The 14942-nt window shown below is 56.0% G+C and carries 16 protein-coding genes; 8 read left to right on the top strand and 8 right to left on the bottom strand.

Features of this window, described 5'->3' with window-relative positions; translation table 11 throughout:
- Positions 1 to 380: 380 nt before the first annotated feature.
- On the bottom strand, positions 381 to 584 hold the full coding sequence (locus QNK41_RS16235; RefSeq protein ID WP_319258779.1) for a DUF2892 domain-containing protein: 204 nt from the start codon (positions 582 to 584) through the stop codon (positions 381 to 383).
- A 585-nt stretch (positions 585 to 1169) separates the two neighbouring features.
- Here QNK41_RS16235 and QNK41_RS16230 point away from each other — a divergent pair.
- The 3 genes from QNK41_RS16230 (at position 1170) to QNK41_RS16220 (ending at position 3099) form a co-directional block, all read left to right on the top strand.
- Positions 1170 to 1631, top strand: a complete 462-nt coding sequence (locus QNK41_RS16230; RefSeq protein WP_319258778.1) for a ferritin family protein — start codon at positions 1170 to 1172, stop codon at positions 1629 to 1631.
- 97 nt (positions 1632 to 1728) lie between these two features.
- Positions 1729 to 2541 carry a ZIP family metal transporter gene (locus QNK41_RS16225; protein ID WP_319258776.1) on the top strand — a complete coding sequence of 271 codons (813 nt, stop codon included), beginning with the start codon at positions 1729 to 1731 and terminating at the stop codon, positions 2539 to 2541.
- Between the two features lie 69 nt (positions 2542 to 2610).
- Positions 2611 to 3099: a universal stress protein gene (locus QNK41_RS16220; RefSeq protein ID WP_319258774.1), complete on the top strand. Its 489-nt coding sequence runs from the start codon at positions 2611 to 2613 to the stop codon at positions 3097 to 3099.
- A gap of 78 nt (positions 3100 to 3177) precedes the next feature.
- Here the strand turns inward: QNK41_RS16220 and QNK41_RS16215 are convergent, their stop codons facing one another.
- The 7 genes from QNK41_RS16215 to QNK41_RS16185 all read right to left on the bottom strand — a co-directional run bounded on the left by QNK41_RS16215 (position 3178) and on the right by QNK41_RS16185 (position 9261).
- Positions 3178 to 3375, bottom strand: coding sequence for a hypothetical protein (locus QNK41_RS16215; RefSeq protein WP_319258772.1), 198 nt, complete (start codon positions 3373 to 3375; stop codon positions 3178 to 3180).
- A gap of 78 nt (positions 3376 to 3453) precedes the next feature.
- Positions 3454 to 4425, bottom strand: coding sequence for an aminoglycoside phosphotransferase family protein (locus QNK41_RS16210; RefSeq protein WP_319258770.1), 972 nt, complete (start codon positions 4423 to 4425; stop codon positions 3454 to 3456).
- Positions 4426 to 4460: 35 nt separating this feature from the next.
- Positions 4461 to 5006: an acyl-CoA thioesterase gene (locus QNK41_RS16205; RefSeq protein WP_319258768.1), complete on the bottom strand. Its 546-nt coding sequence runs from the start codon at positions 5004 to 5006 to the stop codon at positions 4461 to 4463.
- Positions 5006 to 6613, bottom strand: a complete 1608-nt coding sequence (locus tag QNK41_RS16200; RefSeq protein ID WP_319258766.1) for an FAD-dependent oxidoreductase — start codon at positions 6611 to 6613, stop codon at positions 5006 to 5008. The genes QNK41_RS16205 and QNK41_RS16200 overlap by 1 nt, the downstream gene beginning before the upstream one ends.
- 16 nt (positions 6614 to 6629) lie before the next feature.
- Positions 6630 to 7316, bottom strand: coding sequence for a rubredoxin-like domain-containing protein (locus QNK41_RS16195; protein ID WP_319258764.1), 687 nt, complete (start codon positions 7314 to 7316; stop codon positions 6630 to 6632).
- Positions 7317 to 7363: 47 nt separating this feature from the next.
- Entirely contained in the window at positions 7364 to 8542 is a 1179-nt protein-coding gene (locus QNK41_RS16190) for a citrate/2-methylcitrate synthase (protein ID WP_319258762.1), read from the bottom strand.
- A gap of 293 nt (positions 8543 to 8835) precedes the next feature.
- Positions 8836 to 9261, bottom strand: coding sequence for a Fur family transcriptional regulator (locus tag QNK41_RS16185; protein ID WP_413815169.1), 426 nt, complete (start codon positions 9259 to 9261; stop codon positions 8836 to 8838).
- Between the two features lie 210 nt (positions 9262 to 9471).
- Between QNK41_RS16185 and QNK41_RS16180 the strand changes: the two genes are divergently transcribed.
- The 5 genes from QNK41_RS16180 to nqrE all read left to right on the top strand — a co-directional run bounded on the left by QNK41_RS16180 (position 9472) and on the right by nqrE (position 14623).
- Complete coding sequence (locus QNK41_RS16180; protein ID WP_319258758.1) at positions 9472 to 10815, top strand: 4Fe-4S dicluster domain-containing protein; 1344 nt, start codon at positions 9472 to 9474, stop codon at positions 10813 to 10815.
- A 48-nt stretch (positions 10816 to 10863) separates the two neighbouring features.
- Positions 10864 to 12060, top strand: a complete 1197-nt coding sequence (locus QNK41_RS16175; protein ID WP_319258756.1) for an NADH:ubiquinone reductase (Na(+)-transporting) subunit B — start codon at positions 10864 to 10866, stop codon at positions 12058 to 12060.
- On the top strand, positions 12053 to 12757 hold the full coding sequence (locus QNK41_RS16170; RefSeq protein ID WP_319258754.1) for an FMN-binding protein: 705 nt from the start codon (positions 12053 to 12055) through the stop codon (positions 12755 to 12757). Before QNK41_RS16175 ends, QNK41_RS16170 begins: the two co-directional genes overlap by 8 nt.
- A gap of 248 nt (positions 12758 to 13005) precedes the next feature.
- Positions 13006 to 13641, top strand: coding sequence for an NADH:ubiquinone reductase (Na(+)-transporting) subunit D (locus tag QNK41_RS16165; protein WP_319258752.1), 636 nt, complete (start codon positions 13006 to 13008; stop codon positions 13639 to 13641).
- Between the two features lie 373 nt (positions 13642 to 14014).
- Positions 14015 to 14623, top strand: a complete 609-nt coding sequence (gene nqrE, locus QNK41_RS16160) for an NADH:ubiquinone reductase (Na(+)-transporting) subunit E (RefSeq protein WP_319258750.1) — start codon at positions 14015 to 14017, stop codon at positions 14621 to 14623.
- Positions 14624 to 14942: the final 319 nt, after the last annotated feature.

The raw sequence follows: 14942 nt of genomic DNA, 5'->3' as shown, positions 1-14942 counted from the left end.
GAGTGTTCAATTGAATGCGGGTTGGCCAAACGCAATCGTTTCTCATCAGTCTGCCTGGCCATTGGGTAAAGGTTTTTATTTTCTGAGACCGGTGTTTTTTTTATGAGCACCGGTCTTTTTGTATGGCCACACCTGAAGCTGTGGCGCACTGTCCCGGAAAACATCGTGTGTGGATCAAGATGCCTTGATTGGGCGGACGTTCTTTTTTGACGGATTCGTAAAAAGCCCGATATCTGCGTTACGCTTCATCCTTCGTCACTGCGGAGTACCGTAAGTACACCTCATTCCTCAGGATTCGCAAGCCTTGATCTCGGGCTTATTACGAATCCGTCGGAAATACGACTTTTTACGAGTTCATCTTTTTTTGCTCGCTTTCGATCTCAATCGAAGGCGCTGCCCGGTTTGAGACCCAACGGTTTGAGAATCTTCGCCAGCGGACAGAATCCTGTGAAACTGGACTGCAGCAGGTTGGCACCGACAAAAGCGGTGAACCACAGCCAGTATATGCTGTGAACCTGAGACAGAAGCAGGGAGATCAGGATCATGGATCCGGCAAAAGCGAGAATCATGCGGTCAATGTTCATGTTACACCTCCTGAAGCGGGTTGGACGATTGGTTGTTGTGGGCTATAGAGCTCCATTGGCACTGAATTGTTACAACTTATTTGACCACCATCGTAAACCCCAACGTTGCAAAAGCTGGAGGGCTTGAGAGCCCCCGGTAGCGGGATTTCTGCTTCGCTCCAACAAGGCGTCAAGGGTGAAGCTGTAATCGGCTACCGCGATCCCTTGACTACGCGGGTCGCAGATCCCGTTGAAGACGGGAATCTGAAGTCCTCCAGCTTTCCTGAAAGGTAAACAAATGAGAAAAACCCTGACATTCTTGGACTTCACCATTCGTGACATCCAGAAAATGATAACAACTTGACTATATCAATTATGTTTCCAATAGTTTAGCTAACTTTTTAAATATTTTTATGCAACATTGGGGTAAAGAGGAGCCGATTGGGTCCGTTATCAAAAAAACCAATGGCATGTTAGTTGCTTTTTTAGTATGTTCATGCGCATCCGCAGGTTTAATTGCGAACCGGCTGTTGCACAAGTGAAAGATAGTGGCCGTTTCTTAAATTCCGTTTCATCGATTACCATTTTCCGTATCAAGGGGGTAGCATGAATTTCAATTCCTTCGAAGAGATCCTCGATTTTGCCATTGAAAGGGAAATACAGGCGGTCAGTTTTTACCAGAAACTGGTCGACAGGGAAACCTTTCCGGCATCCAAACAGACGCTTGCCGAATTTGTTGAAGAGGAGAGAAAGCACCAGGTTCTTTTAGAGGAGTTCAAGAAGGGCAATCGGTCCGTGGTGGAGTACGATTACGTGTGGATTCCGGATATCAAGCGCAGTGACTACATCGTGGACATGAAGTACGAACCGGGCATGGACTTCGCCGAAATTCTCAGGCTGGCCATGAAGCGCGAGGAAAAGGCCCTGCGGCTTTACAACGCGCTGGCCACCAAAACTGACGATGCGGACTGCATCAGGCTTTTCAAAATGCTGGCCCAGGAAGAGGCCAAGCATAAACAGACTTTCGAAACCCTATACGACGATCACATGGCCCAATTGGGAGATTGATGACAAGAACGCGTTGCTTTGGATTGGATGCGTGTGGCCTCAGTCATGCACAGGTGGGTGCTTGCCGGACGGTTCGCCCGCGTTTCGGAGGAGTGAGATGATTGACTATATTTCTCAGTTCAACCCTATTACCCAGGCCCTGCTGGCCACCTTGTTCACCTGGGGCGTGACGTCCCTGGGTGCCGCTATCGTCGTGTTCACCAAACGGGTCAGCCCGCTGCTGATGGACACCTCCTTAGGGTTTGCCGGTGGTGTGATGATTGCCGCCAGTTACTGGTCCCTGCTGGCCCCGGCCATCGAGATGGCGGAGGAGGCCGGCTCGATTCCATGGCTGCCGGCAGCTGTCGGCTTTTTAGGCGGAGCCCTCTTCATGCGTCTGATTGACATGGTGCTGCCCCACCTGCATCTGGGCCTTCCCGTCAGCGAAGCCGAGGGTCCGAAGACCTCCTGGCAGCGTTCGACGCTGCTGGTGACGGCCATCACGTTGCACAACATCCCGGAGGGGCTGGCGGTCGGCGTGGCTTTCGGAGCCGCAGCGTCCGGAGTGGGATTCGCCACTGTGGGGGCGGCCGTGGCCCTGGCCATCGGCATCGGCCTGCAGAATTTTCCCGAAGGCATGGCGGTGTCGCTTCCTTTGAGACGAGAAGGCATGTCCCGGCGCAAAGCCCTTTGGTATGGCCAGTTATCCGGCATGGTGGAACCGGTGGCCGGCGTGGTGGGGGCGGCGGCGGTCATGTTTTTCTACCCGATCCTTCCTTATGCCCTGGCCTTTGCCGCCGGGGCCATGATATTTGTGGTGATCGAAGAGGTGATTCCCGAATCCCAGCGGGGCAATAATGGAGACATCGCCAGTATTGGCACCGTACTGGGCTTTACCACCATGATGATCCTGGATGTGGCCCTGGGGTGAAGTCCGCATCAATACCGTACGACTTGAATCCGCCGCTGGGTCGGCGAAGACACCTGCACAGGAGTGACTATGCTTCCGCAAATAAAAAATATTCTCTATGCCACCGATCTGTCTGAAAATGCACGCTACGCTTACAATTATGCTGCCAGTTTGGGTCAGCAGTACAGTGCGCGCATCACCATTCTCCACGTCGTTGAAAAACTCACCGCGGAAACCTTTCTGCAGATTCATGGATACGTGGGTGAAGAGAAATGGAAAAAGCTCCAGGAGGAAAAACAGGCCGACTTCATCTCCACCATCAAGGGCCGGCTGAGTAACTTCTGTGATGAAATCAGCAACGAGGTGGATGCCTGCACCTTTCAGGTGGACAAGATCATCGTCAAGGAGGGCATCGCCACCGACGAGATTCTTCATCAGGCCGATCTAAACGACGCGGACCTTATCATCATGGGCACCCGGGGTTTAGGCATGTTCAAGGAAGCACTCATGGGCGGAACGGCCCGTCGGGTAGTGAGAAGAAGCACCATCCCGGTGATGGTGGTCAGGCTGCCGGAATAGACCCGATCGATCCAACCCCGACCGGGTTAGCTGTGTGCGCACGGAGACAACTTTTCAATGATATCCTGACCGGCTCAGTCAGGACGGTTTATATGCCAAGACCCGAATAATGCCGATCGTACCATCGTCACCGGTGGTGCAGGTGTCTGAGACAGATATGACTGATTCCACACTGTTTTCCAGAATGAAGGTATTGACTCGCGTATCCAGGTCGTCCAATGCCTTCATGGTATGCAAGGTTTTCAGTTCATTGGTGAAAGTTTTGACTTTGATCATGGTGACAGCTCCTTGTTTGATCAGTTGACAATTGAAGTGCCCATCTTATCGCCTCAGTTATAGATCAATCGAATTGGTTTATCCTGATAGATCCCAGCGGTCAGCCAAGTCCGATCGATTCTCCATTAACAGCGCCATATAGTCGGCCTCCAGGCGGATCATCGGCTGGTCATCTTTGCGCATCCATTCGCTGAGCCAGGCAAAGCGGATGGCCAGCATCAGGTCCGGCAGGGCGTTCCAGCTCTCGTCGGAAAAGATGTTCGATCGCCTCATCCGGCTGACCAGACGGTGCACGAAAGGACCGCCCAGGCTCTGCGGATCTTCCATCCCCAGGCATCCCAGCAGGTTGGCCAGATCGTAAATCTCAGGTTTGATACCGCAGAACTCCCAGTCGATGACTGCACGAATGGACCGGTCACCCCATATAATGTTGATGGGATGCACGTCTCCGTGGCAAAAACCCATGGGAAGCCCATTGGCAATTGGGAACAGGCGTTCTTTCAAGTGAGCCATAAACGGCCGATAGCGGTCGGCAATTTCCGGTTCCCGGGTGGACAGCGTTGTGAATAGGTCCAGGGTGTAAGCGGCGATGGAAAAGGACGATGTCTCCAAAGCCGTAGGGGTTTGCCTGCCGGTGACGATGAAACGGATGAGAAAATCCGCTACCGCGTCGCCCCGCCATCCGTCCATGGCGTAGGCGGGCCGGTCCAGAACGACACCGCCGACGTAAGGGCTCAACTGCCACAAACCGTGGTTGATCAGGTGGATGAATTCGCCGCCGTCATCCGGCAGGTAAGCAACAACCTGCTGCAACCCCCGGCCAGACAGCTGTTGGAGAATTTCGGCTATCCGACGCTTGCCGCCGTAATTCTTAGAGGGAATTTTTTCCAGTACATAAAGTCGTCCGTCGCTGGTTTCAACCACGCTTCGCCATGCGGTGCGTTCCGGGCTGCCGGCAAGGGAGAGATCCGCACGCAGGCGGACAAAGGTCATTTCCCATCTTAGGGATATCGCCGCCAGCAGGTCTGTTTCGTTGAACTGATATTGCACGACGGTTGATCTGTCCGACCGGCTTCTGTCGAGGATTAATCAGGAGGTGCCTGACAGGTTTGCGGGTCTGTCCGGCAGGAGGTTTCACGGCTTTTCTCAGCCAGGCGCACCCGGCGCCGGGCCTGGGCCTGGCGGTTGCGCCGCCGTTCTTCATCGGTTTCCAGGATAAGTGGTGGAACCGGCCGGGGGCGGAACGTGTCGTCCAGGGCCACAAAGGTCAGATAGGCCGATGCCGTATGCCGGATTTCTCCGGTTTTCAGGTCTTCGGTCTCCACCCGCACCCCTACTTCCATGGAACTGGTGCCGACCAGGTTCAAGCTGGCTTTGAGGCTTAGCAGATTGCCGATAAAGGCCGGGTTGTGAAAGTCCAGGCGGTCGATCGAAGCGGTGACCACACTGCAGCGGGTATGCCGCAGGGCCACCACCCCGGCTGCGTCATCGATGTGTTTCATGACGACGCCGCCGTGGACGATGCCTGCCGGGTTGGTGTCCTGGGGCAGCATCATGTGGCACATGGTCACCCGGCTGTAACCCGCTGTTTTGGGCGGGTGCGGAGCCCCGGTCGGTGAACACCCGGTCATTATTTTTTCCAGTAAGGATCGATGATATCTTCGAATACGGCCAAGGCCGCCTCGGAACCGTAGCCCGCGGCGGTGACGATTTGTTTGAAGCCCCCGGTCACGTCTCCGGCAGCGTAGATGCCCGGGATATTCGTACGGAAGCGGTCTTGCTTGATGAAACCGTCTTGGGTCAGTTCCAGGCCCACCTTTTTGGCCAGATCCACGGCCGGATCGTAGCCGATGGCCATAAATACCCCGTCGGCGGATTGGGGTCCCGTCTGTCCTGTAGCGTTGTTGAACAAGACCACTTCCGTGACCCGATTCTCGCCCCGGATCTCCTTGACTTCAGTGTTGAAGAGGATGGGGATCTGGTTGTCGATCAACTGCTTGACCAGAACATCCTGGGCTTTGAGGCGATCTCGCCGGTGGACCAGTGTTACGTCCACCCCCACGTTTTTGAGGTACAGGGCCTCGGTGGCCGCGCTGTTGCCGCCGCCGACCAAGAAGACCCGTTTGCCCTTGAACAATGGCCCGTCACAGGTGGCGCAGTAGCTGACCCCACGGCCGGAGAAGCGCTCCTCTCCCGGAACGCCCAGGTGCCGGTGGGAAGCGCCGGTTGAGAAGAGTACGGTCTGGGTCTTGAATTTTCTGCGGGAGGTCTGGACAATGTGCGGCTCACCGGGGATGATGTCGACCACCTCTTCACCGGGAAAGATCTGTACGTATTCCAGGGCGTGGGTGACCATGATGTCCACCAGAGTTTTGCCACCGACCTCCTTCATGCCGGGATAGTTTTCCACCACCGGGGTCAGAGCCACCTGTCCGCCCAGCACGCCTTTTTCCACCACTACGGATTTAAGGCCGCTGCGGGCTGCATAGATACCGGCAGTCAGGCCGGCCGGGCCGCCGCCGATGATCACCAACTGGCACTCCACCTCCTCCGCGTCGCTTTCGGGAATGAAGATGGTCTGCTGGGCCATCTTGTCCAGGGAGGTCATGAACAGCTCTTCGGTCTGGGCGCCTAGAGCGGTGAGTACATCATTGGAAAAGGTCTGGGGCACGGAGTGCGCGCCATACTGATCGGCCAATTCGGCATTGGCCTGAATATCGATGATTTCCAGGGAAACCATCTCCGGCCTCGCCACGGCAGCCTTGAGGGCATTCAATGCCTGCTGGGGGCAGTAGGGGCACGATGCGCTGACGAAGACTTTCACCTGGCGGGGTTGATCGATCTTTTTCAGTACGTCCAGGGCCGCCTCGCTCAGGTCGCTTTTGCCGGTGCCGATGCGCAGCAGGACTTCCAGGAAGATGCGACCCTCCTCACCCAATGGCGCACCCAGCCAGCGGACGTTGTAGCGGTCCGGATCGAAGACCAGGGTGGGCGAGTGGTCAATGCCCATCTGCTTGGCCTTCTCATGGGTCAGGTCGAACTCCCGCAGGACGATCTTGTCGGTCAATTGCCTGAAAAACCGCAGGGCCTGCCGAGCGGCATCGTTGAAGACGTCGTTTTTGCCCACCTGGGTGAACAGGAATATGGGTATTTCATGCTTAAGGCCGCTGAGAATGCGGGTCAGCTCCAACTGGACTTGCTGCATCTGTGCTTCGTCAATATCGTGTGCCTGATTCATTACTTGGTTCTCCTTATCAGTCTCTAAATACCAGCTTTCCGCCGTACCATCCGGCGATGCTAGCCGCACCCAGCATAATAAGGTTGATCAGGAAAAAGGCAACCCGGGAGGCTTGGGGGGTGGTGACCACCGCCGGGTTGACCAGCAGCCAGATAAACAGAAACCAGGCGGTGACCGTGACGATGATGCCGCAGGCGATTTTTACGATAAAGACATTGGTGATGGCACCGTTGAAGCGGTTTTGCCAGTCCACCCAGCCTAAAAACAGGACCAGCGGCATGGACAGGGCTACCGCACCCAGGTTGTAGGTGGCCGCGGTGGCCATCCCCTTGATGCCGAACAGGGCCGAAAGGATAATTAAAAGGACGGTAACGGGCAAAAGGCCATTGGGAATATGGACCGAAATGGGGTGCCCGTGGTATTTGGTCAGCATTTCGAACAATTGTCGGTAGCGTGAATCCTTGAATGGTGAAAGCGGTTCGGGTGCTGCCGTTTTGGTCGCAGCCGCCGGTGCGGATATTTCCGGTGAATCCGCTATCGGTTGGGTCTCGGGAGCGGCGGGCGGAGCTGGCTTCGGCGCCGGGGCCTCCAGTTCGGTGACGTCGATGAACTGGCTTTTGGGGGCCCCGCAGACCGGGCATTTCTCAGGGGGTTCATTGCCGGTGTGAATGTAGCCGCAGACCAAGCATTTCCATTTTTTCATCTTCTGTGTCGAGCCTCGTGCTAAGGGTTGAGAAAATCCGGGGGAAATTATCGCTCATCCATGGGAACGAACGCGCATTCGTCGGGTCCGCAGTAATCGCCGACATAGTCGGACTCCGGTCGGTACAAAGTCGGTTTTGCCGCGGCCCCGCCGAACTGCTCTTCGATCACATGCGCCGACCATCCGGCGATGCGGGAGATGGCGAAGATGGGGGAGAACACATCCACGGCGATGCCCATGTAGTAGTAGAGGGAGGCACTGTAGAAATCGACGTTGACATAAATGTCCCTGCCTTTTTTCTTTTTAAAGGCGGCTTTGCCCTTGACTTCCAGGGCCTTGGAGAGATCGTACCAGCGGGTGTCTCCGGCCCGTTTTCCAAGGGACAGGGACATGGGTTCGAGGATTCGCGCCCGGGGGTCGTCCACCTGATAGACGGCATGGCCCAGTCCCATGATCACACCGCCGGTGTCGAGGATGCTGGTGACGTAATCGTCGACCTTGTCCACCTCGCCGATCTCCAGCAGCATCTGCATCACCCGCGTGTTGGCGCCGCCGTGAAGGGGGCCGGAGAGAGAGCCGACGGCGGCGGCCACTGCCGCGTAAATATGGGCTTTGGTTGAGGCCACCTCCCGCGCGGCAAAGGTGGAGGCATTGAAGGAGTGTTCGGCGTGGAGCACCAGCCCGGTGTCCATGAAGCTGGCCAGTTCGTCATCGGGCACCTCACCGTTGAGCATGTACAGAAAGTTGGCTGCCTGGCTCAGGCCGGGGTCAGGGGCAACGGGGTCCTTGCCGTTGCGAATCCGGTCCCAGGCCGCCACGACGGTGGCGAACCTGGCAGTCAGGCGAACGGCCATTCGGGTGGTGCTGTCGATGTCTGTCTTGCGGATATCCGGGTCATGGTTCGCCATCATGGGGACCGTGGCCTGGAGTACATCCATGGGCAGCGAATCTTTGGGCATGGCCTTCATGGCGGTGAGAATCTCCTCGGGTACCGCCCGCTGGTCGGCGATCTGTTGTTTGAAGCCTGCCAGTTCCTCCTTGCCGGGCAGCCGTTCGAAGAGCAGCAGGTAGACCACTTCCTCAAATGAGATTTTACCGGCCAGGTCCTTGACCCGGTATCCCCGGTAGAGCAGTTTTCCTTCGGCACCCTTTACATCGCTGATTTTTGTACTGGCGATGGTTACGCCCCTTAATCCTGTGTTGAGAACTGGTTTGCACGCTTCCATTGGTACACCTCTTTTATGGTCTGGGGTGAAAGATCAATCGTTACGGAGTGTCGGGCCGGATATCCAATGCATGAGATTCAAATTACATGCCAGGGTCGATGCCGGTTGTTGTGTGCGGGAATCGCCCGCGAGCGTTCCCGTTGCCGGTGTGGTCGGCGGGTGTTGAGGGCATTTGGGTTGACGGTCGGCCTCGGAACAATATACTCGTATTGTCTCATGCTTTGTGTGAAACAGGTCTGTATCATAATACAACCATCTGGAATAAAAAGGATATTGCGCGTTTCGGATCCGGCCTAACTGGCCGCTTGCTGCTGATTCTGCTGTCTGGAGCATAAGGGACACAGTCCGGTGAATTCCAGATTGTGGCCAATGATCTCATAGACGGTGGTGCCGTAGAGGTCATCTTCCAGTTCGTTGAGCGGTGCGATGGGCGCATCGTCAACGCGACCACAGCAGACGCAGCGGATATGGTAGTGTTTTTTGGGAATGCCGTCATATCGTTTCATGGCGCCGGAGAGTTCCAGCCGTTGGATTTCTCCCAATTCGCAAAGCACATCGAGGTTTCGATAAACGGTGCCTAAACTGATTCTGGGCAGCCGTTTTCGGACCCGCTCGTAAATTTCATCGGCGGCTGGATGGCTGTTGGTTCTGCGGATTTCTTCTAGAATGACCCGCCGCTGTCGCGTCATCCTCGTTTTTTTATCGATTTCCACGCCCATGATCTCCGGAAAAAGGTATAGTCTTTTCCTAAGATGAAATCGAGCATATGTCAAGGGGAGCCGTCCCCCGCTGCAGGTTGATCACCGGTCGCTGCGGAACTCTCCGATTCAGGTCCGGGAAGGATTCACGGCTTGCAGATCCGTGTAATACGTGTCAAAGTATTCCTTTTTTTAAATCGGCACCCTGTGTGCCATAACCAAGGTTAACCGATGAATGCCATACACCTGAAAAAGGGGTTTTCGATTCGGATTGCCGGAGCCCCCGGACGGGACCTGCACCGGCTGGATACGCCACACCAAGTGGGCATGGTTCCCGAACGGATCCCTTTTGTCAAACCCCGGCTGCTGGTGGAAGAGGGCGATTTGGTGTCCATCGGTACCCCCCTTTTCGAGGACAAGCGCAATACCCGCATTCGTTTTCTTTCTCCCGGCGGCGGCCGGGTGACGCGCATTGTTTTCGGTCCACGGCGGATCATTCGGCAGATTATCATCGCGTTGGACAAGGATGAACCGTGTGACGCCTTTGATGTACCAACGGTTGAGCAACTGGACGCAATACCGCGGCAGGCATTGGTGGACACCCTGCTCGCCGGCGGGATGTGGCCGTTTCTCAGAACATTGCCCTTCATGGATCTGGCTGACCCCAACACCGTTCCACCGTCCATTTTTGTGCGCTTAGGCAGCGACGAGCCCTTTGGACCGGACCCGGTGGTAACCCTTAAAAGCAGGGAAGACCGCTTTGGTCTCGGCATGGATGTGCTGGACAAACTGTGCGACCGGGTGGTGATCAACCTAACCGGGGACGAATCGATTTTGTCGGCGCTTCCAGACCAGGCCGTGGTACAACGGTTTACGGGTTGCTATCCGTCGGGCAATCCCAGCGTTCAGCTTTACCGGACCCGGACCGGATCGGAGCAGAACCGTGCCTGGTTCATCGATGGCCAGGATGTGATTCTGTTGGGCGACTATATCCGGACCGGTCGCTATCCCGTGCAACGCATCATGACGGTGGGCGGGAGTCTTGCACCCGCCGCCGGACATGTATCGACCCGGGCCGGTGTGCCGTTGAGCCTGCTATGCAGCGGTGGCCCGGCGGGTGGGCAGGCTGCCCGAACCATCGTGGGGGGCGTTTTCACCGGTTATGCCGGCAGTCCCGACAGCTTCATGGGGTTTTACCAGAACGCGTTGAATCTGATTGACGACGGCGATCGGGAAGAGCCCTTCGGTTTCATTCGCCCGGGCACCAGCAAGCCCAGCTACTCCACGGCCTTTCTGTCCGCCTTCCGTCGCAAGCCCTTTCCCATGGATTGCGGGCAGCACGGGGAGGTGCGGGCCTGCGTCAACTGCGGCACCTGTGCCCGGATCTGCCCAGTGGACATCCTGCCCCAGTTCACCATGAAGTGCCTGGTGGCCGACGAGGTGGAAGAGGCCCTTGCCCATGGCCTGCTCGACTGTGCCGAGTGCGGCTTGTGCACCTATGCCTGCCCATCCAAGATTCAATTGCGCGAGGTGTTTCAGGTTGCCAAAGCCCAATATTACAAGGAGATTTCCTGAGCCCCGGGATCCATCGGGCGAGGATGACCTGCTGCCAGAGAATGGAAAATGATGAAAGCGCTCAAACGTTTATTCAACACTACCCGACCCCATTTTGAAAACGGTGGCCGTCTGGAGAAACTGCACCCCCTGTTCGATGCCATCGAAACGGTGGCCTTCGCCCCTGCGCTGACCACTCGGTCCGACGCCCATGTGCGCGACAGCCTGGACCTGAAGCGGTTCATGACCTTCGTGATCATTGCGCTCATGCCGCCCTTCTTCTTCGGCATATACAACACCGGATACCAAAGCCACCTGGCCTCGGGGTTGAATCTGGGCTTCGTTCCAGTGATCATGCAAGGTGCACGGGTGGTGCTGCCCATGCTGATGGTCTCCTATGCCGTGGGCCTGTTCTGGGAGGTCCTGTTTGCCTCGATTCGCAAGCACAATATTAGTGAGGGCTTTCTGGTGACCGGCCTGCTGTTTCCCATGACCCTGCCGCCGACGACCCCCTTGTGGCAGGTGGCCGTGGGCATCTCCTTTGGCGTGGTGATCGGCAAGGAGATTTTCGGCGGTACCGGCAGGAACATTCTCAATCCGGCATTGACGGCCCGGGCGTTCATCTTTTTCGCCTACCCGGCCAACATGTCCGGCGACCGGGTCTGGACCCTGGTCGAGCAGAGCGGCCAGCAGGCAGTCGACGCGGTGACGGCGGCCACCCCACTGGCCCTGTTGCCCCTGGCGACCGCCGGTGAATCGGCTTCCCGCATCCTGGGTGAGGCCGGCTACACCTTCCAGCGACTCTTTATCGGCAACATTCCCGGCAGTGTTTGCGAGACGTCGGCCCTCATGTGCCTGCTCGGCGCCGTTTTCCTGGTGCTCACGGGCGTAGGTAACTACCGGATCATGATCGGCGGCATTGTCGGCGTGCTGGCCGTGGCTTACCCCGGCTACCTGATCTACCTCTCCTCCGGTGGACAGACAGCTACCATGTTTTCTGTGCATCCGGTCTGGCACCTGGTCATGGGCAGTTTTGCCTTCGGCATCGTATACATGGCAACCGATCCGGTGTCCGGGCCGGGCATGGAACTCTCCCGGTGGATATACGGATTTGCCATCGGTGCCCTGACAGTGATGATCCGGGTGTTCAACCCGGCCTATCCGGAAGGGGTGATGCTGGCCATCTTGTTCATGAACCTCTTTGCCCCGCTGATGGACCATTTTGTCATTAAGGCGCGGCTGAGGAAAAGGGTGCCCAATGTCTGATCAATTAAAATCGATTGCCTTCACCGTTGCGATTGCCCTGGTGTGCAGTCTGCTGCTTACCGGCGCCGCCACCGGCCTCAAGGATCGGAAGTTGCGCAATGTGGCCGTTGACCGGCAGAAAAACATTTTGAAGTCCGTGGGACTCCTCGATTACGATCGGCAGGCCACCGTTGCCCAGATTGAGCGGCTCTATCAAGACAAGATTCGCTGCTATGCCATGGACGGCACCGGCCGGATCGTTGGAGGGGACTCAGACGCCATTCCGGTCTGCTTTTACGTTAAGGATGCCCAGCCGGCAGCATACATCCTTCCAGTGGTCTCCCGCGGCCTGTGGGGCAAGATCCGCGGCTACGTGGCCATCGAAAAAGACGGCAAGACCGTTGCCGGATTTTCCGTTTACAGCCACAACGAGACCCCCGGACTGGGCGGCGAGATCGAAAAGCCCTGGTTCCAGGAAAACTTCGTGGGCAAGCGGATCGTGGACGAGGCGGGAGATTTTGCCGCCGTGGGTATCGCCAAGGGCAAGGTCGCCGATGCCATCGCTGCGGACCGGCAGGCCAACTATGTGGACGGGATTTCCGGTGCCACGCTTACCGGCAAGTTTCTCACCGGAGGCCTCAAAGAGATCCTGCTGGACTACGAACCCCTGTCCGAACAGTTCCGGGCCGGTCCGGTCTCCCTGCCGGCGGGCAGCTGAGGGGACAGCCGGTAAGCTGGTAAGCCAATATGGTTTTTCGTCCTTTTCGCTCAACAGCTCAACAGCTTAAATCATGTAGGATGCGAAAACTTACCACTAACCGGTGTCAGTTCATAAATGGTAGATTTTGGTTCAGGCCAAGGCCACAACGAGGTTGAAGCCGGAGGCGTAGCAGGGCTACGTCGAGGGTTTCAGCTGAGCGAGAACGCCGGCCTGGGCCGAAAGATGCTATTTATGGACTGATACCAATGCGTGAATCCATTGCCATGAAACTAACCCAATCACTGACATTCAAGGCCTTTTCCGAACCGTTGGCCAAGAACAACCCGGTCTTCATCCAGAGCCTGGGGATCTGCTCGGCCCTGGCCGTTACGGTGCAGCTCAATACCGCCATCGTCATGGCCCTGGCCATGACCTTTGTCACGGCTTTTTCCAGCCTGACCATTTCGGCCATGCGCAACGTGATTCCCAGGAATGTGCGCATGATCGTGGAACTGTCCGTGATTGCCTCGCTGGTGATCCTCGCCGACGAGGTGCTGCGGGCCTATTTTTACGACATCAGCAAACAGCTTTCCGTGTTTGTCGGTCTGATTATCACCAACTGCATCGTCATGGGCAGGGCGGAAACGTATGCCCTGGGAAACCCGCCGGTGCAGTCGTTCATGGACGGACTGGGCAACGGCGCCGGCTATGGATTGGTGCTGGTGACCGTGGCGTTTATCCGCGAACTGCTCGGTGCCGGCAAACTCTTCGGTTTTTCCGTGGTTCCCCAGGCTTTTTACGACCACGGATACATGAATATGGGATTCATGCAGTTGGCGCCGGCGGCCTTTATTATCATCGGGTTGTTGGTGTGGCTGCAGAAGAGTCTGATGAAAAGTTGAGTTGATAGGTGGATGGAATGGAGAGGTTAAGTAAATAAATTATAAAAATCGAATAAACAACAATATCCAAAAAACAAATGACAAATAAATCACAATAATCAAATCTAAAATTCCAAACTTCATGATCATGGAAAAAGGAAATTCTAACCATCAATGTTGGCAAAGACAAAATGACAATCAACTGCTGGTTTTTGCCCTTGTTTGAGATTTGGATATCGTAGCTTGGAATTTATTTGAAATTTGGTGCTTGTATTTTGTTATTTTTCTATTAAGTCGGCAAAGGGTGATAGACAAAAGGTAATGTTTCCAGCCGCTTTATAGTGACTGGTAAATGGTATGATGGGCGGCCGGATACGGCCGGGGAATGATGCAGATGGAAAACCTGATCGGTTTGTTTCTCAATTCGGTGTTCGTGGGCAACATCCTGTTATCCTATTTTCTGGGGATGTGCTCTTTTGTGGCGGTATCCAAGAACATGGACACGGCCATCGGTCTGGGTTTTGCCGTGGTGTTCGTGCTCTCCATCACCGCGCCGGTGAACTGGCTGGTCTTCAAGTACCTGCTTTCACCCGGGGCCTTACGCTGGGCCGGCCTTGAGTCCATCGACCTGAGTTTTTTAAAATTCATCACCTTCATCGCCGTGATCGCCGCCATCGTGCAGATGGTGGAGATGGTGATCGACCGATTTTCGCCGACGCTGTACATGGCGCTGGGGGTGTTTTTGCCGCTGATCGCGGTTAACTGCGCCATTTTGGGCGCCTCTCTGTTTATGGTGGAGCGGGACTACACTTTTATCGAAACGGTGGTTTTCGGTTTCGGGTCCGGCGTAGGCTGGCTCATGGCCATCGTCTCCATGGCCGCCATCCGGATCAAGATGCGCTACGCCAACGTACCCGAAGGCCTTGACGGGTTCGGCATCACCATGATCATGACCGGGCTGATGGCAATGGGGTTCATGCTGTTCTCGGGTATCACCCTCTGACGGGTTCGTAAAAAGCTCGATATCTGCGTTACGCTTCATCCCTCGTCACTGCGGCGTACCGTCAGTACGCCTCATTCCTCGGGATTTGCAAGCCTTGATCTCAAGCTTTTTACGAACCCGTCAGATGTGCGACTTGATCCAAGATTTTCAAACAGGCTCTGAAAGAAGGAGAGACCGTTGATATACCTTGTAGGAAGCGCTGTTTTTGTCTCGGTGATCCTGATTCTTGTGGGACTGCTGCTCTTTGTCGAGGGAAAGGTGGTCCAGAAGGGCAACAACCGCGTCATCATCAACGACGACGAGGAAAAGGGCATCGATG

The sequence above is a fragment of the Desulfosarcina sp. genome (assembly GCF_033791525.1).
Lineage (GTDB): Bacteria > Desulfobacterota > Desulfobacteria > Desulfobacterales > Desulfosarcinaceae > Desulfosarcina.
This window is presented reverse-complemented; position numbering and strand designations above follow the sequence as displayed.